General features: G+C 58.3%; 28 protein-coding genes and 1 tRNA gene. 4 read left to right on the top strand and 25 right to left on the bottom strand.

What is annotated here, in order from left to right; genetic code table 11:
- Positions 1-208: 208 nt before the first annotated feature.
- The 18 genes from bamB to trmJ all read right to left on the bottom strand — a co-directional run bounded on the left by bamB (position 209) and on the right by trmJ (position 15,358).
- Positions 209-1,360: an outer membrane protein assembly factor BamB gene (gene bamB, locus JFT58_RS18260; RefSeq protein WP_054897812.1), complete on the bottom strand. Its 1,152-nt coding sequence runs from the start codon at positions 1,358-1,360 to the stop codon at positions 209-211.
- A complete protein-coding gene (locus JFT58_RS18255) occupies positions 1,353-1,994 on the bottom strand; it encodes a YfgM family protein (protein ID WP_003194010.1) in 642 nt (213 codons plus the stop codon). The genes bamB and JFT58_RS18255 overlap by 8 nt, the downstream gene beginning before the upstream one ends.
- Before the next feature lie 41 nt (positions 1,995-2,035).
- Entirely contained in the window at positions 2,036-3,325 is a 1,290-nt protein-coding gene (gene hisS / locus JFT58_RS18250) for a histidine--tRNA ligase (RefSeq protein WP_034128022.1), read from the bottom strand.
- A 23-nt stretch (positions 3,326-3,348) separates the two neighbouring features.
- Positions 3,349-4,458: a flavodoxin-dependent (E)-4-hydroxy-3-methylbut-2-enyl-diphosphate synthase gene (gene ispG / locus JFT58_RS18245; protein ID WP_003175952.1), complete on the bottom strand. Its 1,110-nt coding sequence runs from the start codon at positions 4,456-4,458 to the stop codon at positions 3,349-3,351.
- Between the two features lie 2 nt (positions 4,459-4,460).
- The gene (locus JFT58_RS18240; RefSeq protein WP_034128023.1) at positions 4,461-5,447 is read right to left on the bottom strand and encodes a RodZ domain-containing protein; all 987 of its coding nucleotides are present in this window, start codon (positions 5,445-5,447) and stop codon (positions 4,461-4,463) included.
- Positions 5,447-6,205, bottom strand: coding sequence for a type IV pilus biogenesis/stability protein PilW (gene pilW / locus JFT58_RS18235; protein WP_034128024.1), 759 nt, complete (start codon positions 6,203-6,205; stop codon positions 5,447-5,449). The genes JFT58_RS18240 and pilW overlap by 1 nt, the downstream gene beginning before the upstream one ends.
- 12 nt (positions 6,206-6,217) lie before the next feature.
- Positions 6,218-7,366 carry a 23S rRNA (adenine(2503)-C(2))-methyltransferase RlmN gene (gene rlmN, locus JFT58_RS18230; RefSeq protein ID WP_003194014.1) on the bottom strand — a complete coding sequence of 383 codons (1,149 nt, stop codon included), beginning with the start codon at positions 7,364-7,366 and terminating at the stop codon, positions 6,218-6,220.
- 29 nt (positions 7,367-7,395) lie between these two features.
- On the bottom strand, positions 7,396-7,821 hold the full coding sequence (ndk, locus tag JFT58_RS18225) for a nucleoside-diphosphate kinase (protein WP_003175956.1): 426 nt from the start codon (positions 7,819-7,821) through the stop codon (positions 7,396-7,398).
- A gap of 92 nt (positions 7,822-7,913) precedes the next feature.
- A complete protein-coding gene (iscX, locus tag JFT58_RS18220; RefSeq protein WP_034128025.1) occupies positions 7,914-8,114 on the bottom strand; it encodes a Fe-S cluster assembly protein IscX in 201 nt (66 codons plus the stop codon).
- Between the two features lie 14 nt (positions 8,115-8,128).
- The gene (gene fdx, locus JFT58_RS18215) at positions 8,129-8,470 is read right to left on the bottom strand and encodes an ISC system 2Fe-2S type ferredoxin (RefSeq protein WP_032895388.1); all 342 of its coding nucleotides are present in this window, start codon (positions 8,468-8,470) and stop codon (positions 8,129-8,131) included.
- A gap of 3 nt (positions 8,471-8,473) precedes the next feature.
- Complete coding sequence (gene hscA / locus JFT58_RS18210) at positions 8,474-10,336, bottom strand: Fe-S protein assembly chaperone HscA (protein WP_054897813.1); 1,863 nt, start codon at positions 10,334-10,336, stop codon at positions 8,474-8,476.
- Positions 10,337-10,387: 51 nt separating this feature from the next.
- A complete protein-coding gene (gene hscB, locus JFT58_RS18205) occupies positions 10,388-10,909 on the bottom strand; it encodes a co-chaperone HscB (RefSeq protein WP_034128027.1) in 522 nt (173 codons plus the stop codon).
- 8 nt (positions 10,910-10,917) lie between these two features.
- Positions 10,918-11,241: an iron-sulfur cluster assembly protein IscA gene (gene iscA / locus JFT58_RS18200; RefSeq protein ID WP_003209680.1), complete on the bottom strand. Its 324-nt coding sequence runs from the start codon at positions 11,239-11,241 to the stop codon at positions 10,918-10,920.
- A gap of 28 nt (positions 11,242-11,269) precedes the next feature.
- A complete protein-coding gene (gene iscU / locus JFT58_RS18195) occupies positions 11,270-11,656 on the bottom strand; it encodes a Fe-S cluster assembly scaffold IscU (protein WP_003175965.1) in 387 nt (128 codons plus the stop codon).
- Between the two features lie 99 nt (positions 11,657-11,755).
- Positions 11,756-12,970, bottom strand: a complete 1,215-nt coding sequence (locus JFT58_RS18190) for an IscS subfamily cysteine desulfurase (protein WP_003194019.1) — start codon at positions 12,968-12,970, stop codon at positions 11,756-11,758.
- Positions 12,971-13,020: 50 nt separating this feature from the next.
- Complete coding sequence (iscR, locus tag JFT58_RS18185) at positions 13,021-13,512, bottom strand: Fe-S cluster assembly transcriptional regulator IscR (protein WP_003194020.1); 492 nt, start codon at positions 13,510-13,512, stop codon at positions 13,021-13,023.
- 287 nt (positions 13,513-13,799) lie between these two features.
- Positions 13,800-14,585 (bottom strand): serine O-acetyltransferase, encoded by a 786-nt coding sequence (gene cysE, locus JFT58_RS18180; protein ID WP_034128028.1) that lies wholly within the window; start codon positions 14,583-14,585, stop codon positions 13,800-13,802.
- A 2-nt stretch (positions 14,586-14,587) separates the two neighbouring features.
- Positions 14,588-15,358: a tRNA (cytosine(32)/uridine(32)-2'-O)-methyltransferase TrmJ gene (gene trmJ / locus JFT58_RS18175; protein WP_034128029.1), complete on the bottom strand. Its 771-nt coding sequence runs from the start codon at positions 15,356-15,358 to the stop codon at positions 14,588-14,590.
- Positions 15,359-15,503: 145 nt separating this feature from the next.
- On the opposite strand from trmJ, the gene suhB reads away from it, so the two are divergent.
- Positions 15,504-16,319, top strand: coding sequence for a type III secretion system regulator SuhB (gene suhB / locus JFT58_RS18170; RefSeq protein WP_005791195.1), 816 nt, complete (start codon positions 15,504-15,506; stop codon positions 16,317-16,319).
- A gap of 206 nt (positions 16,320-16,525) precedes the next feature.
- On the opposite strand, the gene JFT58_RS18165 is transcribed toward suhB, so the two are convergent.
- The 6 genes from JFT58_RS18165 to queA all read right to left on the bottom strand — a co-directional run bounded on the left by JFT58_RS18165 (position 16,526) and on the right by queA (position 22,599).
- Positions 16,526-17,068: a glycine zipper 2TM domain-containing protein gene (locus JFT58_RS18165; protein WP_003194023.1), complete on the bottom strand. Its 543-nt coding sequence runs from the start codon at positions 17,066-17,068 to the stop codon at positions 16,526-16,528.
- A gap of 123 nt (positions 17,069-17,191) precedes the next feature.
- Positions 17,192-18,106, bottom strand: coding sequence for a protein translocase subunit SecF (gene secF / locus JFT58_RS18160; RefSeq protein ID WP_003194024.1), 915 nt, complete (start codon positions 18,104-18,106; stop codon positions 17,192-17,194).
- A 9-nt stretch (positions 18,107-18,115) separates the two neighbouring features.
- Complete coding sequence (gene secD / locus JFT58_RS18155; RefSeq protein WP_003194025.1) at positions 18,116-19,984, bottom strand: protein translocase subunit SecD; 1,869 nt, start codon at positions 19,982-19,984, stop codon at positions 18,116-18,118.
- Positions 19,985-20,046: 62 nt separating this feature from the next.
- Positions 20,047-20,385, bottom strand: a complete 339-nt coding sequence (gene yajC / locus JFT58_RS18150) for a preprotein translocase subunit YajC (RefSeq protein ID WP_003175975.1) — start codon at positions 20,383-20,385, stop codon at positions 20,047-20,049.
- A gap of 43 nt (positions 20,386-20,428) precedes the next feature.
- Positions 20,429-21,544, bottom strand: a complete 1,116-nt coding sequence (gene tgt / locus JFT58_RS18145) for a tRNA guanosine(34) transglycosylase Tgt (RefSeq protein WP_032803964.1) — start codon at positions 21,542-21,544, stop codon at positions 20,429-20,431.
- Positions 21,545-21,549: 5 nt separating this feature from the next.
- Positions 21,550-22,599 carry a tRNA preQ1(34) S-adenosylmethionine ribosyltransferase-isomerase QueA gene (queA, locus tag JFT58_RS18140; protein WP_054897814.1) on the bottom strand — a complete coding sequence of 350 codons (1,050 nt, stop codon included), beginning with the start codon at positions 22,597-22,599 and terminating at the stop codon, positions 21,550-21,552.
- Positions 22,600-22,707: 108 nt separating this feature from the next.
- Here queA and JFT58_RS18135 point away from each other — a divergent pair.
- Together JFT58_RS18135 and JFT58_RS18130 are read left to right on the top strand one after the other, a co-directional pair.
- Positions 22,708-22,792 (top strand) — tRNA-Leu (locus JFT58_RS18135).
- Positions 22,793-23,019: 227 nt separating this feature from the next.
- On the top strand, positions 23,020-23,730 hold the full coding sequence (locus JFT58_RS18130; RefSeq protein WP_198834486.1) for an endonuclease NucS domain-containing protein: 711 nt from the start codon (positions 23,020-23,022) through the stop codon (positions 23,728-23,730).
- 137 nt (positions 23,731-23,867) lie between these two features.
- Here the strand turns inward: JFT58_RS18130 and JFT58_RS18125 are convergent, their stop codons facing one another.
- Complete coding sequence (locus tag JFT58_RS18125) at positions 23,868-24,383, bottom strand: hypothetical protein (protein ID WP_198834485.1); 516 nt, start codon at positions 24,381-24,383, stop codon at positions 23,868-23,870.
- Between the two features lie 380 nt (positions 24,384-24,763).
- Here JFT58_RS18125 and JFT58_RS18120 point away from each other — a divergent pair, with 380 nt between their 5' ends.
- A complete protein-coding gene (locus tag JFT58_RS18120; protein ID WP_198834484.1) occupies positions 24,764-25,630 on the top strand; it encodes a ParA family protein in 867 nt (288 codons plus the stop codon).
- The last annotated feature ends 15 nt before the right edge of the window (positions 25,631-25,645 follow it).

Below are 25,645 nucleotides of genomic sequence, written 5' to 3'. Positions count from 1 at the left end.
GGTGCTCGGGGCGGCATTTAACATGCCACATGCCCTGCTTCTGCCCCCGCCACTGTAGGAGCGAGCTTGCTCGCGAAAAAACCGAGAACGACGCGTTTATGCAGAAAACCCGCGTTATCGTTGACGTCCTTCGCGAGCAAGCTCGCTCCTACAGCAACCGGTATTGAAGCAGGGCCGCCTGGGGGTTACCCCAAGCATAGTCAAACCTTTACTTGATGGTCAGGGCTTCCAGCTTGCCGCCGTTGCCATACACATAAAGCATGTTACCCACCACCAGCGGACGCGCACGCAGGCCGTCGCTGTCGATACGCTGGCGACCGACAAAACGACCATCCACCTGGCTCAGCAGGTGCAGGTAGCCTTCAAAGTCACCGACCGCGACGTAGCTGGAGAAGACTTCCGGTGCCGACAGTTGACGGCGAGCCAGGGAGTCATTGCTCCACAGTGCAGTGGTGGAACGCTCATCCACACTTTCAACGGTGCCGGATGCCAGGCTCACGTAGACGCTGCCAAACCCTTGGGCGACACCCGCATAGCTGGAGGCATCACGCTGCCAGTTGATGCGACCGCTTTGCAGGTCCAGCGCGGCAACACGCCCCTGGTAGGTGGCGACGTAGAGGGTTTCACCCGACAGCAGCAAGCCGCCGTCGATGTCTACCACGCGATCCAGTTCGGAGCGACCTTGCGGGATGGCCACACGAGTTTCCCAGGCCGGCACGCCGTTCTGGGTATTCAAGGCAACCACTTTACCGGTCGACAGGCCAGCAACGGCCAGGTTGCTGGTCACAATCGGACCACTGGTACCGCGCAGGGTCAACACCGCAGGGGTGCTGTCGTACAACCAGCGTTGGTCCCCGGTGGAGGCATCCAGGCCGATCACGCGGTCGTCCTGGGTTTGCACCACGACGATATCGCCGTTGGTAGCCGGCGCCGAGAGCACTTCACTGGTCACGCGAGCGCGCCACTTCTCTTCACCGGTGCTGGAGTCCAGCGCGACCACGTCACCCTTGAGGGTACCGATCAGCACCATGCCGTAGCCGACGCCCACACCGCCGGAAACCGGCAGTTCGAGGTCTTTCTTCCACTTGACGTCGCCGTTCATGCGATCCATGGCAACCACAACGCCAGTGGAATCAGTAGCCACGATGTTGTCGCCGTCAATCGCCGGCTGCAACAGGTTGTAGAGGTCGCCCTGCCCATCACCAATGGATTGGCTCCATTGTTTTTGCAGGACCACTTCTTCCTTGAAGCTGGTCAGCTCGGCAGGAGGCAGTTCTTTTTTGCTGTTGCTGCTGCAACCCGCGGCCAAAACGGCCAGAGCCAGCAATGCTGCATGTTTCCAACGGATCACGTCACGCATCCCCTTTGGCCAAGTCGTCGAGCTTGATTTGTAAGCCACCGACCGCCGCTTCATCAGACAGCGCCGCCTTGGCTTTTTGGTACGCAGCATGGGCTTCGTCGGTACGACCCAATTGGACCAACAGGTCGCCCTTGAGCTCTTCGCGAGTGGCCACGAATGCCTTGTCAGCATCGCCGTCGAGCAGTTTGAGTGCTTCGTCAGCCTTGTTCTGCGCCGCCAATACCTGTGCCAGGCGCTGACGTGCGATTTCACCCAGGGTCGGGTTGGTCGGCTTGTCGGCAATGGCCTTCAGCTCGGTGGCGGCGTCATCCAGCTTGCCGGTATCGACCGCGACTTTAGCGACGAACAGGCTGCCGTATTGGGCGTAGGTGCTACCGCCGAATTCGTTTTTCAGCTTGCCGGCCAGGTCTGCCACCTGCGCAGGGTCAGGCTTGCCGTCCGGCGTCAGGGTAGTTTCCAGCAATTGCTGATAAACGATCGAAGCGCCCTGGGATTGGTTGGCCTGATACTTGGTCCAGGCTTGCCAGCCGAACACCACCACTAAAGCCAGCAGGCCGCCAGTGACCAGGGGCTTGCCGTTACGCTGCCACCAGTCCTTGAACTCGGCCAGTTGCTCATCATCAGTACTCGACACCCCAATACTCCTTAATCGCTAAATTCGGCTGTTCGACAGCTTCAACCCTGCACGACGCAGGTGGCCAAGTGCGCAGCGAGCGCATCAAAGGCAATGTTCTGTTGTTCACCCTGGCCACGCAGGGGTTTGAAACCTACCACTTGCTGGGCTAGCTCGTCATCGCCGAGGATCAGTGCGTAAAGCGCACCGCTCTTGTCGGCCTTCTTGAACTGGCTCTTGAAGCTACCAGCGCCGGCATTGATCTGCAGGCGCAGGTTGGGCAGTTGGTCACGTACTTTTTCGCTCAAGGCCAGGGCCGCCAGTTCGGCAGCCTCGCCGAAGGCGCACAGGTACACGTCCACCTGACGGGAAATTTCTTCCGGGACCTGCTCCAGGGTTTCCAGCAGCAGGATCAGCCGCTCGATGCCCATGGCAAAGCCTACGCCCGTGGTCGGCTTGCCGCCCATTTGCTCGACCAGGCCGTCGTAGCGACCACCGGCACACACAGTGCCCTGGGCGCCGAGCTTGTCGGTGACCCACTCGAACACGGTCTTGCTGTAGTAGTCGAGGCCACGCACCAGCTTGGGGTTGATCACGTAGGGAATACCGGCTGCATCCAGACGCGCCTTGAGGCCCTCGAAATGCACCCGGGACTCGTCGTCCAGGTAATCAGCCATTTTCGGCGCATCGACCAGCACGGCCTGGGTGTCGGCGTTCTTGGTATCCAGGACGCGCAACGGGTTGGTTTTCAGACGGCGTTGGCTGTCTTCGTCCAGCTTGTCCAGGTGGGCCGACAGGTACTCGACCAGGGCTTCGCGATAGCGACCCCGGGACTCGCTGGTGCCCAGGCTGTTGAGTTCAAGCTTGACCGCATCGCGGATGCCCAGTTGGCCCCACAGGCGCCAGGTCAGCACGATCAGCTCGGCGTCGATGTCCGGGCCGTCCAAGTTGAACACTTCGCAACCGATCTGGTGGAACTGGCGGTAACGGCCTTTCTGCGGGCGCTCGTGGCGGAACATCGGGCCGATGTACCACAGCTTCTGGGTCTGGCCACCACCGGTGATGCCATGTTCCAGTACGGCGCGAACGCACGCGGCAGTGCCTTCCGGGCGCAGGGTCAGGGAGTCGCCGTTACGGTCTTCAAAGGTGTACATCTCTTTTTCGACGATGTCGGTCACTTCACCGATGGAGCGCTTGAACAGCTCGGTGAACTCGACGATCGGCATGCGGATCTGCTTGTAACCGTAGTTATCCAGCAGGCGCGCGACAGTGCTTTCGAAGTAGCGCCACAGTGGCGTCTGCTCCGGCAGGATGTCGTTCATGCCACGAATGGCTTGCAGAGACTTGCTCACATCAGATCCTTAAATTCGTTCAATCAGCCGCGAGCGATCAGCGCTGCGTCAGCGGCGACCTTCTCGGCCGCTTTCTCGCGGATCAGCTTTTCCAGCTCATCCACCAGATTGTCATTCGTTAGCTTCTGCGACGGTTTGCCGTCGATGTAAATCAGGTTCGGTGTGCCACCCGTCAGGCCCACGTGGGCCTCTTTGGCCTCACCCGGCCCGTTGACCACACAACCGATCACTGCGACATCCAGCGGCACCAGCAGGTCTTCCAGGCGCAACTCCAGGTCGTTCATGGTTTTCACCACGTCGAAGTTCTGCCGCGAGCAGCTCGGGCAGGCGATGAAGTTGATACCACGGGAACGCAAACGCAGGGACTTGAGAATGTCGTAGCCGACCTTCACTTCCTCTACGGGGTCTGCCGCCAGGGAGATGCGGATAGTATCGCCAATCCCTTCGGCGAGCAGCATACCGAGACCCACAGCAGATTTCACTGTGCCTGAGCGCAAACCGCCCGCTTCAGTGATACCCAGGTGCAGCGGTTGCACGATTTCCTTGGCCAGCAGGCGATAGGCTTCTACGGCCATGAACACGTCCGAGGCCTTTACGCTGACCTTGAAGTCCTGGAAGTTCAGGCGTTCAAGGTGTTCAACGTGGCGCAGCGCCGACTCAACCAGCGCCGCCGGAGTGGGCTCGCCGTATTTCTTTTGCAGGTCTTTTTCCAGGGAGCCGGCGTTGACGCCGATGCGGATCGGAATACCGCGATCACGGGCAGCGTCCACTACGGCACGCACGCGGTCTTCACGCCCGATGTTGCCGGGGTTGATACGCAGGCAGTCCACACCCAGTTCGGCCACGCGCAACGCGATCTTGTAGTCGAAGTGAATATCGGCAACCAGTGGGACCTTGACCAACTGCTTGATACGACCAAAGGCCTCGGCTGCGTCCATGTCCGGAACGGACACCCGTACGATATCCACGCCAGCCGCTTCCAGACGATTAATCTGGGCAACGGTGGCAGCCACATCGTTGGTGTCACTGTTGGTCATGCTCTGCACTGCAATGGGGGCGTCGCCACCCACCGGCACCGAGCCGACCCAGATCTTGCGCGATACGCGACGTTTGATTGGAGATTCGCCGTGCATGACTATTGTCCCAACTTGAGGCGAGCAGTCTCGCCACTGGTGAACGGCGCCACGTCTACAGGCTGGCCGTTGTAGGCCACTTGCGCGCCACGGGCGAAGCCCAGACGCAGCGTCAAAGGAGGCTTGCCGCCCTGGTCAAGCGTATCGCCCTTACGCTTCAAACCGCTGAACAGCACTTTGCCGTTGCCATCGGTAACTTGCGTCCAGCAGTCAGCGATGAAGGTAATTTGTACGCGCCCGTCACCGGCGATCAACGCCGGAGTGGTGGGAGGCGACATCGCCGGCGCTGCGGGTGCGGCTGGCGCAGGGGTCGCAGGTGCAGGCGTCGGAACCGCCGGAGCCTGGGCCACAGGTGCTGCCGGAGCGGTCGGAACAGCCGGAGCCGGTACCGCAGCAGGGGCCGTGCCGGCGTCTGGCGCGGGTTGTTCGGCAGTGGCCGGCGCTTGCGGCGCAGCTTGCCCCTCTACCACGGCCTGGTCTTCCGGCTCGTCCAGGGGGTGAATCTGGGTGGTGCCGTCGGCGCTTTCGACTTCGACATGTTCCATGGCGTTGCTGGTCAGGTCTTTGTTGCGCTGGGAGGTCTGGTCTTGCCACCAGACAAAACCGCCGCCGACCACGGCAATCAGCAACAACAGGCTGACAATCCGCAAAATGGTATGGGAAACGCGCGTAGGCTCTTCGATGCGCCCCAACCCATGGACATTACTGCCCTGGGCATCGGTGCCGGTGAACTGGTCGAACTCCTGGACCAGCACGGCCTGGTCGATACCCAGCAATTTTGCATAAGCGCGGATATAGCCGCGGGCAAAAGTGTGCCCAGGCAGCTTGTCGAACGCGCCGGCTTCCAGATTGGCCAACGAGGTACTGGTCAAATTGAGCTTGAGGGCCACTTCAGCCAGCGACCAACCATTGCTTTCGCGGGCCTGGCGCAAGGTTTCGCCTGGGTTGACGCGATTAGCTGCTACATCTTCCGGGTGCGCGGCTTTCATCATTGCTCCGACAGGTATTGCTGATATTCCGGCGTACCGGGATAGAGTCGTTCGAGTTGCTGGCCAAAACGTGCGGCCGTGTCGTGTTCTTCATGAACCGTCGCCAGGCGCACACCGAGCAATAGACTACGTGCATTTTGCCCGCTGAGCAGGCTAAAACGCTCGTAATAGTCACGTGCTGGCACATAATGCCTGTCTTCGTAAGACAACTCAGCCATTTCGAGCAATGCCCGTGGCTGGCGACTGTTCAGGTGCAGGGCTTTTTCCAACTGCTGGCGAGCGCTGTCGCGCTGACCGAGGCGCATCGAGGTCACACCGAGGTTCTCGAACACCCGCGAACGCTGCGGGTATAGGGTATCGGCGGCGGCTTGCTGAAAATAACGTGACGCCAGGTCGTACCGTTGCTGCTCGAACAGGAAACTGCCGTAGTTGTTCAGCAGCCGCGGATCGGCAGGGCGGGAGGCCAGGGCCTTGTGGAAATAGCGGTCGGCCAGCTCGGGCTCGGCCTGAGCCTGAAACACCAAAGCCAGCGCGGCGTTGGCATCGGCATCATCGGCGTCCAGCTCAAGGGCCTTTTTCAACGGCACCTTGGCCTGCTCGCTCATGCCTTGGCGCAGATACCCCAAACCCAGTTGCACATAGGCAACTCGCGCCTCATCACGGCCTTTATCAGTGCGCAACGGGCTGTCATGACCCGATGAAACGCAACCGGCCACGAGGCCGGTAAACAGTAAAAGCAGCGCAAGGCGCAAGGGCATAGAGATCCTCTCTCAGATTCGATTTACAGCGATTTGCGGCAAATCTTCAGCGGCGTTAAGTTCGCGCACGGCGATATAACGTTCACTGCGGCGGGTGCGGTCCATCACCTGCCCTACCAATTGGCCACACGCGGCATCGATGTCTTCACCACGAGTGGTTCGCACAGTGACGTTATAGCCGGCCTGGTGCAGTTGATCCTGAAAACGACGGATGGCGTTGTTGCTCGGCCGCTCGTAGCCAGAATGAGGAAACGGGTTGAACGGGATCAAGTTGATCTTGCACGGGGTGTCCTTGAGCAATTCGATCATCTCGACCGCGTGCTCCAGCTTGTCGTTGACGTCCTTGAGCATGGTGTACTCAATGGTCAGCACACGCTTCTCACCCAGGGTCGCCATATAACGCTGGCACGATTCGAGCAGCATCTTAAGCGGATATTTCTTGTTGATCGGCACCAATTGGTTACGCAATGCGTCATTAGGTGCGTGCAGCGACAACGCGAGGGAGACGTCAATGTGCTTGGCCAGCTCATCGATCATCGGTACCACGCCGGAGGTCGACAGGGTCACACGGCGCTTGGAGATGCCGTAGCCCAGGTCGTCCATCATCAGGTGCATGGCCGCAATCACGTTGTCGAAGTTCAGCAGCGGCTCACCCATGCCCATCATCACCACGTTGGTGATGGCACGGTCGACGGTCGCCGGGACGCTGCCAAAGGATTTGTTGGCAATCCACACCTGGCCGATGACTTCGGCGGCGGTGAGGTTGCTATTGAAGCCTTGCTTGCCGGTGGAGCAGAAACTGCAGTCCAGGGCACAGCCCGCCTGGGACGAAACGCACAAAGTGCCACGTTTGCCCTGAGGAATGTACACGGTCTCGACACAGCTACCGGACGCCACGCGCACTACCCACTTGCGGGTACCGTCGCTGGAAATGTCCTCGCTGACCACTTCGGGACCACGCACCTCGGCAATGGCCTTGAGCTTGTCGCGCAGGGCCTTGCTGACGTTCGTCATGGCGTCGAAATCGTCGACGCCAAAGTGGTGAATCCACTTCATTACCTGACCGGCACGGAAACGCTTCTCCCCGATTGAGTCGAAGAATTTCTCCATTTCCGGCTGAGTCAGACCCAGCAGGTTGGTTTTAACAGTCGATGTAGTCATGGATTCACCCTCACTCTTTAAGCCGATGCTTAGCGAGCGGTTACTTCAGTAGCAGCGAAAAAGTACGAGATTTCGCGAGCAGCAGCAGCTTCGGAGTCCGAGCCGTGAACAGCGTTGGCGTCGATGGATTCAGCGAAGTCAGCACGGATGGTGCCAGCAGCAGCTTCTTTAGGGTTGGTAGCGCCCATCAGCTCACGGTTCAGAGCGATAGCGTTTTCGCCTTCCAGAACCTGGACAACAACAGGACCGGAGATCATGAAGGCAACCAGGTCGCCGAAGAAGCCACGAGCGCTGTGCTCAGCGTAGAAGCCTTCAGCTTCAGCCTTGGACAGTTGCTTGAGTTTCGAAGCTACAACCTTCAGGCCGGCTTTTTCGAAACGAGTGGTGATCTCGCCGATGACGTTTTTTGCAACAGCGTCAGGCTTGATGATGGAGAAAGTACGTTGAACAGCCATGGTGTAACTCCAGAAACGGTAATTTACGAAAAATTAAACCCGCGAATTATACGCGGGTTATTGGGTATTGCCTAACTGCGTAAAAAGGCGGCTCAGTCTGCTTCTTCGATCCACAGGCCTTGAATCGCCTCAAGGACCTTTTCGCCACCCCGGTCAGGGATGTCGTCGAAATCCGGCAGTGCCATTACGAGGTCGCGCAGCTTGACGAAGTTCACGGTAAGAGGATTGACCTCAGGATGAGCTTCAGCAAGTTGTATAGCGATTTCTTGTACATCAACCCATTTCAGGCTCATGACATTTCCTTGAATCAATGCGGCGCTTCGGCTGCATGGTTGAGCGAATATTTCGGGATTTCGACGGTGAGGTCTTCAGTCCCCACTTTCGCCTGACAACTCAGGCGCGACGTCGGCTCCAGGCCCCACGCCCGATCAAGATAGTCTTCTTCCAGGTCGTCAGCCTCATTTAGGCTGTCGAAACCTTTACGAATGATGCAGTGACAGGTGGTGCAGGCATTGACGCCGCCACAGGCACTTTCGATCTCGATGTGGTTGTCATGGGCGACGTCGAGCAGGGACTTGCCGGTCTCAGCCTCCACGACCATGCCCTCAGGGCAATGTTCGGCGTGCGGTAGAAAAGTGACCTGCGGCATCAGTTATTCCTCAATTTCATTCAGGTTGCGGCCCGCCAGCGCGGCTTTAACCGTCTGATCCATACGGCGGGCGGCAAAGGCATCAGTCACTTGCGACAGGCGCTTGGTCTGTTGCTCGATGGCGTAACCATCGTTGCCTTTCATCAGTTCGGCCAGTTCCTGCATCTGCAGGTCAATGACCATGCGTTCTTCGGCATCCAGCAAGCGCTCGCCGTCGGCTTCAAGGGCGCCCTGCACCGCTTCGAGCAGGCGCTGGGCATCCACTTGCTGCTCGCGCAATACGCGGGCGACCTTGTCGTCACCGGCATACTGGAACGAATCCTTGAGCATCTTGGCGATTTCGCCATCGGTGAGGCCGTAGGACGGCTTGACCTGGATGCTGGCTTCAACGCCAGACGCCAGTTCGCGCGCAGCGACACTGAGCAGGCCATCGGCATCGACCTGGAATGTCACGCGAATCTTCGCCGCGCCCGCCACCATGGCCGGGATGCCACGCAATTCAAAACGCGCCAGGGAGCGGCAGTCGCTGATCAGCTCACGCTCGCCTTGCAGCACATGAATCATCATGGCCGTCTGGCCATCTTTGTAGGTAGTGAAATCCTGAGCGCGAGCAACGGGAATGGTGGTGTTGCGCGGGATCACCTTCTCCATCAGGCCGCCCATGGTTTCCAGACCCAGGGACAACGGGATCACGTCGAGCAAAAGCAATTCGCCGCCATCACGTTTGTTACCAGCCAGGGTATCGGCCTGGATGGCAGCGCCGATGGCGACGACTTGATCCGGGTCGATTTCGGTCAGTGGTTGGCGCCCAAAGGCTTCGGCTACCGCTTCACGCACGCGCGGCACGCGGGTGGAACCGCCTACCATGACCACTGCGCCAACGTCCTCCAACTCGATACCGGAATCACGCACAGCACGACGGCAGGCTTTGAGGCTGCGGGCGACCATCGGCTCGATCAGCGCATCAACGGCTTCGCGAGTCAGTGGCGCCGACCAGTTACCGTAGCAAACGTCAACAGAAGCAGCGTCAGTCAGCGCCTCTTTGGCCGCACAGGCAGTTTGCAGCAGGTTGCGCTGCGCGCCTGGGTCCAGGTCGGCCGACAAGCCGGCACTGCTGATGATCCAGCCAGCGATGGCGTGATCGAAATCATCGCCACCCAGAGCGCTGTCGCCGCCGGTCGCGAGCACTTCAAACACACCGCCGGTCAGGCGCAGGATCGAAATATCGAAGGTACCGCCGCCCAGATCATAAATAGCGACCAGGCCTTCAGCGTGCTGATCGAGGCCGTAGGCCACAGCCGCCGCAGTCGGCTCGTTGAGCAAGCGCAGCACGTTCAGGCCGGCAAGTTTCGCCGCATCCTTGGTGGCTTGACGCTGGGCATCATCGAAATACGCCGGAACGGTGATAACCGCCCCTACCAGCTCACCACCCAGGGTGTTTTCCGCACGCTGGCGCAGCACCTTGAGGATATCGGCCGACACTTCCACCGGGCTCTTGGGCCCCTGGACAGTGTCAATGAACGGCATATGGGACTCGCCGCCGACAAAGCGGTACGGCAGTTGGTCACCCAATTGCTTGACGTCGGACAACCCACGACCCATCAAGCGCTTGACCGACAACACCGTGTTCAAGGGGTCTGCGGACGCGGCGAGCTTGGCCGATTCGCCCACTTCAGTGCGGTCGGCGTGATAACGCACGGCAGACGGCAGGATCACCTGCCCATCGGCGTCGGGCAGCGGTTCGGACAGGCCGCTGCGCAAGGCAGCAACCAGGGAATTGGTGGTGCCCAGGTCAATCCCGACCGCCAGGCGACGCTGGTGCGGTTGAGGGCTTTGGCCGGGTTCGGCGATTTGCAGTAGAGCCATGGTAATCAGGTCTTATCTGTCTATCAGGCGTGCATCACGGGCAGCACTGGGTTAATCGTCGAGGCGCTCTTCTAGCTGGCGCACTTCGTAGGTGAGCTTGTCGAGAAACTGCATGCGCCGCATCAGGCGTTCGGCCTGTTCGCGTTGCGCCGCATCATCCCAACAGGCTGCGAAGCTTTCGTTGAGCTCATCCTGGGCGGTTTTCAGACGACGCTTGAAGACCGCAACACCGGCTATATCGGCTTCGTCCTGCAAGTCTTCGAGCTCTTCGCGCCACTGCATCTGCTGCATGAGGAAGTCCGGATCGTGCACCGTAACTTCCAACGGCAACTCGCCACCGTTCAGGGCGAGCAGGTAACGCGCGCGTTTCGCGGGGCTTTTGAGCGTCTGATAGGCTTCGTTGAGGCTGGCCGATTGCTCAAGGGCCAAGCGCTGCTCACGCTCGGAAGCGTCAGCGAAGCGGTCCGGATGCACCCCACGCGCCAATTCACGGTAGCGCGTGGCGAGCTGCTCAAGGTCCAGCCGAAAGCTCGGCTGCAGCTCGAATAAAGCGAAATGACAAGGAGTACCCACGAGTAGCCTCAGATGTTGAAGCTTTCGCCGCAGCCACATTCACCGCGCACGTTAGGGTTGTTGAACTTGAAGCCTTCGTTCAACCCCTCCTTGACGAAATCGAGTTCGGTGCCGTCCAGGTAGGTCAGGCTCTTGGGGTCGATGATCACTTTCTCGCCGTGACTTTCGAACACCTGATCCTCTTCAACCACCTCGTCGACAAACTCCAGCACGTAGGCAAGGCCGGAACAGCCCGTGGTGCGTACACCCAGACGAATCCCCTCACCTTTACCGCGCCCATTCAGGGAGCGGCGAATGTGCTGCGCAGCCGCTTCTGTCATGCTGATAGCCATCGTTGACTCCTTACTCGTCGCCAAATGCTTAGATCAAGCCTTTCTTCTGCTTGTAGTCGCGAACGGCTGCCTTGATGGCATCTTCAGCGAGTACGGAGCAGTGGATTTTCACTGGCGGCAACGCCAGTTCTTCGGCCAACTGGGTGTTGCTGATAGTGACAGCCTCATCCAGGGTCTTGCCTTTCATCCATTCGGTCGCCAGGGAGCTGGATGCGATGGCCGAACCGCAGCCGTAAGTCTTGAATTTGGCGTCTTCGATAACGCCAGCATCATTGACCTTGATCTGCAGGCGCATCACATCGCCGCACGCCGGGGCGCCGACCATGCCGGTGCCGACATCTGGATCCTCCGCGTTCATCTTGCCGACGTTGCGCGGGTTTTCGTAGTGGTCAATGACCTTTTCGCTGTAAGCCATGGTACTGAATCCTCACTCATCAGGGCCGCTCTGGAACCCTGTAGAAACGCCTGCGTTTTCCGCCACGTTCCTACAGAGCTTGGGTGGCGGCTTCTATAGTTAGTGTGCCGCCCACTCGATCTTGGAAATATCGACACCGTCTTTGTACATGTCCCACAGTGGCGACAGAACGCGTAGCTTGTTGACGGCTTCGCAGACCTTCTGCGCGGCGTAGTCGACTTGCTCTTCAGTGGTGAAGCGGCCGAACGTAAAGCGGATAGAGCTGTGGGCCAGTTCGTCGTTGCGGCCCAGGGCGCGCAGTACGTACGAAGGCTCAAGGGACGCCGAGGTGCAGGCCGAACCGGACGATACCGCCAGGTCCTTGAGCGCCATGATCAGCGACTCGCCTTCAACGTAGTTGAAGCTCAAATTCAGGTTGTGCGGTACACGGGCGGTCATGCTGCCGTTGATGTACAACTCTTCAAGATTTTCGACCTGCTTGTAGAAGCGATCGCTCAGGGCCTTGATGCGCACGTTTTCGGCAGCCATGTCTTCCTTGGCTACACGGAAAGCTTCGCCCATGCCGACGATCTGGTGGGTCGCCAGGGTGCCCGAACGCATGCCGCGCTCGTGACCGCCGCCGTGCATGGTGGCTTCGATGCGCACGCGAGGCTTGCGGCTCACGTACAGCGCGCCGATGCCTTTAGGGCCGTAAGTCTTGTGGGCCGAGAACGACATCAGGTCGACTTTCAGCTTGGACAGGTCGATATCGACCTTGCCGGTGGACTGAGCAGCGTCGACGTGCAGCAACACACCCTTGGAGCGGGTCAGCTCGCCGATGGCGGCGATGTCGTTAATCGTGCCGATTTCGTTGTTCACGTGGATCACCGAAACCAGGATGGTGTCTTCACGCATCGCAGCTTCGATCATCGCCGGGGTGACGATACCGTCGGTGGTTGGCTCAAGGTAGGTGACCTCGAAACCTTCACGCTCCAGTTGGCGCATGGTGTCCAGGACAGCCTTGTGCTCAATCTTGGTGGTGATCAGGTGTTTGCCTTTGGTCGCGTAGAAATGCGCCGCGCCCTTGATAGCCAGGTTGTCGGACTCGGTGGCACCGGAGGTCCAGACGATTTCGCGCGGGTCGGCATTGACCAGGTCAGCGACCTGGCGACGAGCGTTCTCGACCGCTTCCTCGGCTTTCCAGCCGAATACGTGGGAACGGGAGGCCGGGTTGCCGAAGTTTCCGTCGACCAGCAGGCATTCGCTCATTTTTTGCGCGACACGCGGATCAACCGGGGTGGTCGCTGAGTAATCAAGGTAAATCGGCAATTTCATGGACTTTCTCCTAAATCAGGCTGGCTGGCGTGCCGTTAGCTCTTCGGCTGTCACTCGACGGCGGACGCTTCGATCTTGTCCAGACGCGGCGCCTTGGTGTTGCAACGGCGCTGGTCCTGACGCTGGGCTACTTCTTGCACCTCACGGCGAGTCACAAGATCAGCCAAGCTGATACCACTCAAAAACTCATGGATCTGCAGGCTCAAGTCACACCACAAGTGGTGTGTCAGGCAGGTGTCGCCGGCATGGCAGTCACCCAAACCCTGGCATTTGGTGGCATCGACGGATTCGTTGACCGCGTCGATCACCTGGGCCACCTGAATACCCTGCATGTCGCGGGACAGCTGATAGCCGCCACCCGGACCGCGAACGCTGGAAACCAGATTGCTACGGCGCAATTTGGCGAACAACTGCTCGAGATAGGACAGGGAAATGCCTTGGCGCTCGGAGATATCGGCCAGGGACACCGGCCCAGTTTGCGCGTGCAAGGCCAAGTCGAGCATGGCGGTCACCGCGTATCGGCCTTTTGTAGTCAGTCTCATGGACAAGTACCAAGGTGTTTCAGAATGGGAGCAAGTATGCGATTCCCGAGTATTTAAGTCAACTATAAGACCTAGTACTTTAGTCAGGATTACCCGTAAAAAGGGCGCGCGAATCATAGCAGGATGGGGTGGGATCGAACAGCGCAACCAGGCCTGCTGCAAGACCACCCAACCAATGGAGGTCACATGTGGGAGCTGGCTGGCTTGCGATAGCTGTCTAACAGCTTGCTTATAGGTTGCTGGCCCACCGCAATCGCAGGCAAACCAGCTCCCACAAGAGACCGCGCTCAGCCTGCCTTGGTGGTAGCGGCTTCGTCCTTGATTTCAGCAAAATCTTCCTCACGCAGTTCAGGCAAGTCTTTGGCACAGTAGGGGCTGCCCAACTCCTTCAGCGCCCCGCACATACCCTCCAGCTTGCCGTCCACCGCCTGCAAATGATCAAGCAATTGACCAATCGCACGAGCCACCGGGTCGGGCATGTCTTCACTGACGCCATAGGCATCGAAACCAATCTTCTCGGCCATCGCCTTGCGCTTGGCCTCTTGCTCATCACCGACTTGCGGCTTGACGATGATGCGGCCTGGAATGCCCACAACCGTAGCACCCGGCGGCACAGCCTTGGTCACTACCGCGTTGGAGCCAACCTTGGCGCCGGCACCCACCGTAAACGGCCCGAGCACCTTGGCGCCCGCCCCTACTACCACGCCATCGCCCAGCGTTGGGTGGCGCTTACCCTTGTTCCAGGTGGTGCCGCCCAGGGTGACGCCTTGATAGAGGGTGACGTCATCGCCGATCTCGGCCGTCTCGCCAATCACGATACCCATGCCGTGGTCGATAAAGAACCGACGACCTACCTTGGCACCCGGATGGATCTCGATACCGGTCAACCAACGCCCAAAGTTCGATACCAGCCGCGCCAGCCACTTCCAGCCCATGCCCCACAGGGCGCCGGACAAGCGGTGGATCCAGATCGCGTGCATGCCCGGGTAGCAGGTCAGCACTTCAAAGGCGTTGCGCGCCGCCGGGTCACGGTGGAAAACACTTTGGATATCTTCTCGCAAACGCTCGAACATTTTTAATCCTTCCGCTCAAGAAGCTCACCACGGGCCGCTTTCTGGGTTTCCGTGAGGATGCCACGCAATATGTTCATTTCGGCCCGGCTCACCGAGCTGCGGCCGTATAAGCGACGCAGGCGCGCCATCAAGTGCCGTGGCTTTTCAGGGTCGAGGAATTCGATGGCGACCAGGGTTTGCTCCAGGTGCTCATAGAACCGTTCCAGCTCGTCCATGGTGGCCAACTCGCCACTTTTGGTCGAGGCAACCTCTTCCTTTTCCATTTTGCTCGGCTGGCCAGCAGCGGCCAGCCAGGCCATGCGCACTTCATAAGTCAGCACCTGCACCGCAGCCCCGAGGTTCAGCGAGCTGAACTCAGGGTCTGAGGGAATATGCACGTGGTAATGACATCGCTGCAGCTCTTCGTTGGTCAGGCCGGAGTCTTCACGGCCGAACACCAAGGCGATTTCAGCACCGCCAGCAGCCTCTTCCACCACTTTGGTGCCGCATTCACGCGGATCCAGCAGCGGCCAAGGGATACGACGATCACGGGCGCTAGTGCCGAGCACCAGATTGCAGCCGACCAAGGCATCCTCCAAGGTGGCGACCACTTGGGCATTTTCAAGCAAGTCATTGGCGCCGGACGCACGGGCATCAGCCTCGTGGTGCGGGAATACCCGCGGTTCGACCAGCACCAGGCGCGTCAGCCCCATGTTTTTCATGGCTCGCGCCACCCCGCCGATGTTGCCGGGATGACTGGTATTGACCAAGACGACACGAATGTTTTGCAGCAAGGGAGGCGCTCGCGGACACAGGAAAGGGGAGCAAATCTTACAGAACCGCCTAAGGTTATGCCATGAAAGCGAACGTCGTCCTTCACCTGAGGAAAGTTTCTGCTAGAATGCTCGGCTTTCTTTAACAACCTTAGGTGACCTATCCATGCAGCCCATGCTGAATATCGCGCTGCGCGCCGCCCGCAGCGCCAGTGAATTGATCTTCCGCTCCATCGAGCGCCTGGATACCATCAAGGTCGACGAAAAAGACGCCAAGGATTATGTATCCGAGGTGGATCGCGCCGCCGAACAGAAAATCATCGACGCCCTGCGCAAGGCCTACCCTACCCACGGCATCCTCGGTGAAGAAACCGGCCTGCACAAAGGCAGTGGCGAAGGCGAAGACTACCTGTGGATCATCGACCCACTGGATGGCACCACCAACTTCCTGCGCGGCATCCCGCACTTTGCCGTGAGCATCGCCTGCAAATACCGTGGCCGCCTGGAACACGCCGTTGTGCTGGACCCGGTTCGCCAGGAAGAATTCACCGCCAGCCGTGGCCGTGGCGCCCAACTGAACGGCCGCCGCCTGCGTGTCAGCGGCCGCACCAGCCTGGAAGGCGCCCTGCTGGGTACCGGCTTCCCGTTCCGTGACGACCAGATGGACAACCTGGAGAACTACCTGGGCATGTTCCGCGCCCTGGTTGGCCAGACCGCCGGCATCCGCCGTGCCGGTGCAGCCAGCCTGGACCTGGCGTATGTAGCCGCCGGTCGCTTTGATGCGTTCTGGGAGTCGGGCCTGTCCGAGTGGGACATGGCAGCAGGCGCCCTGCTGATTCAGGAAGCAGGCGGCCTGGTGAGCGACTTCACCGGTGGTCATGACTTCCTGGAGAAAGGCCACGTCGTGGCTGGCAACACCAAATGCTTCAAGGCAGTACTGACGGCGATCCAGCCGCACCTGCCGGCTTCGCTGAAGCGCTAAGCGAGCGAGCACAAAAAAGCACCCCGCGGGGTGCTTTTTTTATGCGTGGGATTTAGCAAAAAACCAATTCCAACTGACTCAATACAATCCAATGTGGGAGCTGGCTTGCCTACGATGGCGGGCTGCCAGCCAACTGATTAGTTACTGACCCACCGCTATCGTAGACAAGCCAGCTCCCACACTTGGATCGAAACCAGACCTGGGGATTACTGCTGGTTCTGACCGAGGATCAGACGACCTTCCTTATCCACCGGGATCTGGCTGCCAGGGTCGCGCTCCATACGCACGGTACCTTCCTTGCCGTCCAGGTTGTAACGCACGTCATAACCGACCACCTTGTCACTGATGTCGTTAACGGTGTTACAGCGAGTTTGCGTAGTGGTGTAGGTATCGCGGTTCTGCATACCTTCCTGAACCTTGTTACCGGCGTAGCCACCACCGACCGCACCGGCCACGGTGGCCAGCTTCTTACCGTTACCGCCACCAATCTGGTTGCCCAGCAGGCCACCCGCAAGGGCGCCCACCACAGTACCGGCGATTTGATGTTGGTCCTGCACCGGACGCTGCCGGGTCACGGTGACGTCCTTGCAGACCTCACGCGGGGTTTTGATCTGGGTTTTAACCGGCTGCACCGCCAGTACTTGCGCATACTCAGGGCCGCTTTTTACCAGGCTGTAGGTGGCAACAGCGCCTCCGGCAGTCACACCGACAGCACCCAATACCGCACCAACCAGCAACGACTTGTTCACATGAACCTCCTGACCATCACAAGCGGACCGAAAGATCCGCGCTATACCCAGCCTTGGAGCAAAAAAAAAGGCGCGAGTTCAATACTCGCGCCTTTCTTGTAACAGCGGATCAACAAACGCCCATCAAGGACGGTCGTCGACCTCCTTGTCGGTAGCGGCAGGAGGGATCAAGTCTTCGCTGTTGAGGTTCAGCCAGATCAGCACCACGTTGGCGATGTAGATCGACGAGTAGGTACCCGCCAGAACGCCGATAAACAGCGCCAGGGAGAAGCCCCACAGGTTGTCGCCACCGAAGATCATCAACGCAGCAATCGCCAGCAAGGTGGAGATCGACGTCGCCATGGTCCGCAGCAGGGTCTGCGTGGTGGAGATGTTGATGTTCTCGATCAACGTCGCCTTGCGCAGCACGCGGAAGTTCTCACGAACCCGGTCGAAGACCACAATGGTGTCGTTGAGCGAGTAACCAATGATCGCCAGCACAGCCGCCAGTACGGTCAGGTCGAAGGTGATCTGGAAGTAGGCCAGGATACCCACGGTCACGACCACGTCGTGGATCAGCGACACAATGGCGCCGACACCGAACTTCCACTGAAAGCGGAAAGCCAGGTAGATCATGATGCCGACCAGCGCCATCAGCATGCCGAGGCCGCCCTGGTCGCGCAGCTCTTCACCCACTTGCGGGCCGACGAACTCGACGCGCTTGACCGATGCCGGGTTGTCGCCACCCACCTTTTGCAAGGCCTCGGCTACCTGGTGACCCAGTTGCGGGTCTTCGCCAGGCATGCGCACCAACAGGTCTGTGGTGGCGCCGAAGCTCTGCACAACGGCTTCGTGATAGCCGGCCTTGACCAGCTCGCTGCGCACCAGGGTAACGTCGGCCGGCTTCTCGTAGGTCAGCTCGATGAGCGTACCGCCGGTGAAGTCCAGGCCGTAGTTCAGGCCCTTATGGAACCAGCTGAACAACGCCAGAACGGTAAGGAGCACGGTGACGCCGAACGCAACGTTGCGAACGCCCATGAAGTTGATTGTACGTAACATGGCAGCCCCTTAAATCCACAACTTCTTGAAGTCACGCCCGCCAAAGATCAGGTTGACCATTGCGCGGGTCACCATGATGGCCGTGAACATCGAGGTAAAGATCCCGAGGGACATGGTCACCGCAAAGCCTTTCACCGGGCCCGTGCCCATGGCGAAGAGAATCCCGCCGACCAACAAGGTGGTCAGGTTGGAGTCGAGGATCGCGGTAAATGCCCGGCCGAAGCCTTCGTTGATTGCACGCTGTACGGTCATGCCGGCGGCGATCTCTTCACGAATCCGCGAGAAGATCAGCACGTTGGCGTCCACCGCCATACCCATGGTGAGTACGATACCGGCGATACCCGGCAGGGTCAGTGTGGCGCCCAGCAACGACATCAAGGCCAGCAGCATCACCATGTTGCCCGCGAGGGCGACAGTGGCGATCACACCAAAGAAGCGGTAGATGGCGATGATGAACAGCGACACGAACAACATACCCCACAGCGCCGCATCGACACCCTTGGTGATGTTGTCGGCACCCAGGCTCGGGCCGATGGTACGTTCTTCAGCGAAGTACATCGGTGCCGCCAGGCCACCGGCACGCAGCAGCAACGCCAGCTCGGAAGACTCGCCCTGGCCGTTCAGGCCAGTGATACGGAACTGAGCACCCAGCGGCGACTGGATGGTCGCCAGGCTGATGATCTTCTTCTCTTCCTTGAAGGTCTGCACTGGCACGTCTTTCTCGACGCCATTGACCATCTGCTTGGTGTAGGTGGTCACCGGGCGTTGCTCGATGAAGATCACCGCCATGCTGCGACCGACGTTGCTGCGCGTGGCGCGGCTCATCAGTTCGCCACCGTGGCCATCCAGACGGATGTTCACTTCAGGCGTGCCGTGCTCGCCGAAACCGGCCTTGGCGTCGGTCACCTGGTCACCGGTGATGATCAAGCCACGCTCGATCAGCGCTGGAGGGCGGTTGCCTTCGCGGAATTCGAATTCTTCGGAAGTGGCACGCGTAGCGCCTGGGTCTGCCGCGAGACGGAACTCCAGGTTGGCGGTCTTGCCGAGGATACGCTTGGCTTCAGCGGTGTCCTGTACGCCTGGCAGCTCAACCACGATGCGGTTGGCGCCCTGGCGCTGCACGATCGGCTCGGCTACACCCAGCTCGTTGACGCGGTTACGGACCGTGGTCAGGTTCTGCTTGATGGAGTATTCGCGGATTTCAGCGATCTTGGCCGGGCTCATCGCCAGACGCAGCACCGCTTGACCATTGAGGTCGGCCGGTACGATGTCGAAGTCATTGAAGTTCTTGCGGATCAGCGCACGGGCCTGTTCGCGGGATGCTTCGTCAGCAAAGCCCAGCTGGATGGCGCCGTTGAGCTGCGGCAGGCTGCGATAACGCAGCTTCTCTTTGCGCAGCAGGCTCTTCACGTCGCCTTCGTAGACCTTCAGACGTGCGTCCAGGGCCTTGTCCATGTCGACTTCCAGCAGGAAGTGCACACCACCGGACAAGTCCAGACCCAGCTTCATCGGGTGCGCGCCAATGCTGCGCAGCCATTGTGGCGTGGTCTGGGCCAGGTTGAGCGCGACAACGTAGTCGTCACCCATGGCCTTGCGTACGACATCCTTGGCCGGCAATTGGTCTTCTTGCTTGGTCAGGCGCAACAAGCCGCCTTTGGAACCAGCCGCCAAGGTTGCCGCTTTAACCTGGATGCCCGCGTCGTTGAGCGCTTTGCTCGCACGGTCCAGATCAGCCTGATTGACCTGCAGCGAAGTGCTGGCGCCAGAGATCTGGATCGCCGGGTCATCAGGATAGAGATTGGGAGCGGAATAAATAAAACCGATCGCCAGCACCGCCAGGATCAGTACGTATTTCCACAGAGGGTATTTGTTCAGCATCACGCCGCCCGCTTATAACGCGGGGCGCCTTGCGCGCCCCGTCGATTGGTAAAGGTTGTTACTTAGATCGCTTTGAGCGTGCCTTTAGGCAGCGTGGCGGCGATGGCGCCCTTCTGGAACTTCATTTCCACGGTGTCGGAGACTTCCAGTACCACGAAAGCATCGGAAACCTTGGTGATCTTGCCGGCGATACCGCCAGTGGTCACGACTTCGTCGCCTTTTTGCAGGCTGCCCAGCAGGTTTTTCTGCTCTTTGGCGCGCTTGGCCTGTGGACGCCAGATCATCAGGTAGAAAATGACCAGGAAGCCGACCAGGAAAATCCACTCGAAACCACCGCCCATAGGGCCGGCAGCAGCAGGCGCAGCGGCGTCAGCCATGGCGTTAGAGATAAAAAAGCTCATTTAGCACTCCAGTTGCAAATAGTGAATCTTAGGGTCGGAAAACTCAGTCCAAGGGCGGCACAGGGAGGCCACGCTTGGCATAGAAGGCATCGACGAAGGCGGCCAATGTACCCTGTTGAATAGCCTCGCGCAAACCAGCCATCAGGACTTGGTAATGACGCAAATTGTGGATGGTATTCAACATGCTACCCAGCATTTCCCCACACTTGTCCAGATGGTGCAGATAAGCACGGGAGAAGTTCTGGCAGGTGTAGCAGTCACAGGTAGGATCCAGCGGCGAATCATCATGGCGATGGAACGCGTTACGGATCTTCAGCACGCCTGTATCGATGAACAGATGCCCATTGCGGGCATTACGGGTTGGCATCACGCAATCGAACATGTCCACACCGCGGCGCACACCCTCTACGAGATCTTCCGGTTTGCCAACGCCCATAAGGTAACGAGGTTTGTCTGCGGGCATCAGGCCTGGCAGGTAATCGAGCACCTTGATCATTTCGTGCTTGGGCTCGCCCACCGACAGACCGCCGATGGCCAGGCCGTCGAAGCCGATCTTGTCGAGGCCTTCCAGCGAGCGTTTGCGCAGGCTTTCATGCATGCCGCCCTGGACAATACCGAACAGCGCCGCCGTGTTATCGCCATGGGCGTTCTTCGAACGCTGGGCCCAACGCAGCGACAGCTCCATGGAGATACGCGCCACGTCTTCATCGGCCGGGTACGGTGTGCACTCGTCGAAAATCATCACGATGTCCGAGCCCAGGTCACGCTGCACCTGCATCGACTCTTCCGGGCCCATGAACACCTTGGCGCCGTCGACCGGCGAGGCGAAGGTCACGCCCTCTTCCTTGATCTTGCGCATGGCGCCCAGGCTGAACACCTGGAAACCACCGGAGTCGGTGAGGATCGGGCCTTGCCACTTCATGAAGTCATGCAGGTCGCCATGCTTCTTGATCACTTCCGTGCCCGGGCGCAGCCACAGGTGGAAGGTATTGCCGAGGATAATCTCGGCACCGGTGGCGACGATGTCGCGGGGCAACATGCCTTTGACGGTGCCGTAGGTGCCGACCGGCATGAAGGCCGGGGTCTCCACAGTGCCGCGCGGGAAGGTCAGGCGGCCGCGACGGGCTTTGCCGTCCGTAGCGAGCAATTCAAACGACATACGACTCATAAGTTGTCCTCAGGGCCGCGCGGCGCCGGGTTACGGGTGATAAACATCGCATCACCGTAGCTGAAAAAACGGTACTCGTTAGCAATGGCGGCCTGGTAGGCAGCCATGGTTTCCGGGTAACCGGCAAATGCCGACACCAGCATCAACAGCGTGGATTCCGGCAAATGGAAGTTGGTGACCAGGCAATCGACCACATGAAAAGGTCGCCCTGGAAAAATGAAGATATCGGTGTCGCCACTGAACGGCTTGAGCACGCCATCACGCGCTGCACTCTCCAGCGAACGCACACTGGTGGTGCCCACGGCAACCACTCGACCGCCACGCGCCTTGCACGCCGCCACCGCATCCACCACGTCCTGGCTGACTTCCAGCCACTCGCTGTGCATATGGTGGTCTTCGATGTTATCCACACGCACCGGCTGAAACGTACCGGCCCCCACGTGCAGGGTCACATAGGCCGTGTCGACGCCCTTGGCGGCAATCGCATCCAGCAATGACTGGTCGAAATGCAGCCCGGCAGTCGGGGCGGCGACGGCGCCGAGGCGCTGTGAGTACACGGTCTGATAGCGCTCGCGGTCCGCGTCTTCATCGGGGCGGTCTATATAAGGAGGCAACGGCATATGGCCGACGCGCTCCAACAACGGCAACACTTCTTCGGCAAACTTGAGCTCGAACAAGGCATCGTGGCGCGCGACCATCTCGGCTTCGCCACCGCCCTCAATCAAGATGCTCGACCCCGGTTTGGGCGATTTGCTGGAGCGCACATGGGCGAGCACGCGGTGGCTGTCCAGCACCCGCTCCACCAGGATTTCCAGCTTGCCGCCGGATGCTTTCTGGCCAAACAGCCGCGCCGGAATCACCCGGGTATTGTTGAAAACCATCAGATCGCCTGGGCGCAAATGCTCAAGCAAATCAGTGAATTGACGGTGTGCGAGGGCACCGCTGACCCCGTCCAGGGTCAGCAGTCGACTGGCGCGACGCTCGGCCAAAGGGTGGCGAGCGATCAGCGAATCAGGGAGCTCAAAAGTAAAGTCAGCAACGCGCATGATGGGGTTCGTCTAGCAGGGCCGGGAAGTCTAGCGGAAATAGTGAAAATAGACCATGAAACGTGATTGACCAACGGTAATCTCATCTCTATACTTCGCCGCCATTGAGCCCTGATGGCGGAATTGGTAGACGCGGCGGATTCAAAATCCGTTTTCGAAAGGAGTGGGAGTTCGAGTCTCCCTCGGGGCACCATCTAAAGCCTTTAAAATCAAGCACTTAGCGGTTTTGAAGGAAAAGTTTTTGGAAGTAAATTTTGGAAGTGTTTTTGGAACTTCCAAATCAAGAAACCCAGCCGAAACGCTGGGTTTTTTATTGCCTAAAATTTGACCAATCCCTTGAGCAACCTCGCCGCGCTGGCAGTCCTACGCACCAAGCAGCTACCCTGCCCGCCCACCACAGCCAGTCATGGACGAATCTACATGCAGCCACCCAAGGGTTACTTCGTCGTTTTTTGTACGCCTGCAGGCACGCGAAACCTCTACCCAATGAAGGAATGGTGCAGACAATTCCCTGATGAAGCTCCGCCGTTGAACCCCAACACAACCAACTCTCAGGCGCTTCGCAGAGGGTTTGCTCGCATGGGCTGGACCGTCGAAGAGACGGAAACTCAGGTTTTGATGCTAGCCCCCGGCACCCCCAAGAACGTTGTGGAAGCCATCGAAAATGAAGACTTGGCTCTTGAAGACCAAGACACTCAAGACTCAGACCGCGAGACGGTTTTTGAGCTGGAATGGCAGCTTCGTGACTTTATTGCTCACAACATCGAGACACTTCGCGTAGACGGTAAAGCCTTGCGGTTGTACGTCGATGACATTGGTCGTGATGGTGTGGAGTACCCAACCGGCGTAGGTCCAATCGATATTCTCGCGCTGGACTCTGATGACTCGTTCGTGGTGTTCGAGCTTAAGCGGGGACGTGTGGCAGACAAAGCGATTGGTCAGATCAGCCGGTACATGGGTTGGATCAAGAAGAACCTTGCGAAGGGGAAAATGGTGAAGGGGGTCATCGTAGCGAAGAGCATCAGCTCCAACCTGCGCCACGCGATTGTAGCCGTGCCGAACGTCTCGCTTTTTGAGTACGAGGTGGCATTCAGTCTGAACCAGATCCAAGAAGCCGATGAGTCACTATAAGAGGAAGCGAAAGGAGCTTTAACCGCTTTTCCCTACCTCGACGTGCCTCATCACAGACACACTAAACGCCTTCCCCGCGCAGCGGAGTGAGCTTCTATATAGACGTTGCACCACACAGAAGCCCGCTCCCACCACCATCAGAATTTCATTTTGTAGGGCTTCGACTTCGCTACGATCTGGAATTGCTTCGACTTCTCATCGAATATCACCACCCCATCGCTCTGCATCATGTCAGTGCCTTTATAGTCGAGACTCGACATGAAAATCATGTTGCTCGACACCTGATGAGCCTTCCCACCGCTCACCTTGGGGAGGTCGGTCGTTTCGCTTGGGAACTGCATCGGGGACTTATAGATTTTCCCGTCATTCACATCGACGAACGCAGTGGACTGGCACCCGGTCCCGCAACTGAATGAGGTCACGACGAAGTGACCCGCGAAGTCAGCCTTCTTCCCCACTGTCCATTGAACAGCGTCCTTCGACTTCAGGTCTTTCGCGTATGCAGGGTTCGACTTCCAGTCAATCTTGCTCACAGCCTTCTGACTCACGTCAGACGCCGGATACGCCTCGAACTTGAAGCGTTCATCAGCACTGGCACCCATCGCGCCGCTCACACATGCAACCACCAGCAAACCCTTCAAAATCCCTTTCATTTGACACCCTTTGAATGACGTTGAGGCTGAAAAATAACCTCACCTTGAAAATCCCGCAACGGGTATTTCTTTTCAACGAAAATTACCGCTTGGCAATTGACTTCAGTAGATTCCCTTTTTTGATATCCGATCATGCAATTTCTTTGATTTCTGATATCGCTTCAGTCTAAAAACCGCCGATCTTTGAATTTACTGAAGCTTTCGATTCGTTCATGATTCATTTCCATCAGACGCAGGTATTACGAACGTCAGACGTAAATCAGACGAAGGTAATACGAGCATCAGAAATATTTCTGATTATTTTCAGATTAACGTCAGAAAAGCGAAAAACAAATGGTATAACTTTAGATATAACCAAATAATTTTAAAGGAATCGCACAATGAATGCACAAATCCCTAGCTTCAACCTCAACCAAATTGAAACAGCTCAAACAAAAACAATCATCCTTGCGCAGCACAAAAGCAGCGGTAAAACGACTTTCGTGTTGAATTTCGCATCGAAGCTCATCGCAGAAGGTAAGAAGGTGTTGATCGTCGATTTGGACCCAATTCGCGCAGCCGAAGACTTCTACAAGCTCAACGAATCGAACGTGAAAGCGCGCATCGAAAACCTGACGAAGCTTGTGAGCGAAAGCCTGAACGACAATCGCTTGGGCGACGTGAAGCGCTACACGAACAGCATCAGCGCATGGAACAAGAAAACCACGCTCAACATCTACGGCTCTTCGCTATCAGCGTTTTCTCTCAAAACAGTGAAAAGCACTCACCCTGACTTTGACTACATCCTGATCGATATTCCTGCAAACCTCTACACAAGCGCAGATGAAATCAAGCCAGAGATCAGCCAATTGTTCATTGATTCTGACCTTGTGATTTTCCCTGTGAAGGCAGAGCCGCAAGAATTGAAGACAGCACCAAAGCTTGGGAATTATGTTGCTAACCTCACCCAGTTCTGCCAATCCAAAGGCATTCCGGTCAACACAAAATTCCGTTCCATGCTTTGCTTCGAGTCCGCGAAATACAGAGGCGATAAGGGCTTGGTAAAAATCACTGACACAATCGTTGGTTTCGCGAAAACGTTCCACAGCACTATTCCGCCAATCCTAGCGCCGATGGTTTTCCGCTCACTGTATCCAAACAAAATCAGTGAAGCGCGCTCTATCTACAGCTCTGAATCCGTGGAAGCGAAAACCGCTCAGCAGGAATTCGATGCAGTAGCTCAACAAATCATCAACACACTTAACTAAAAAATACGGAGAATA

The sequence above is a fragment of the Pseudomonas sp. MF6767 genome (assembly GCF_016405475.1).
Taxonomy (GTDB): domain Bacteria; phylum Pseudomonadota; class Gammaproteobacteria; order Pseudomonadales; family Pseudomonadaceae; genus Aquipseudomonas; species Aquipseudomonas paracarnis.
This window is presented reverse-complemented; position numbering and strand designations above follow the sequence as displayed.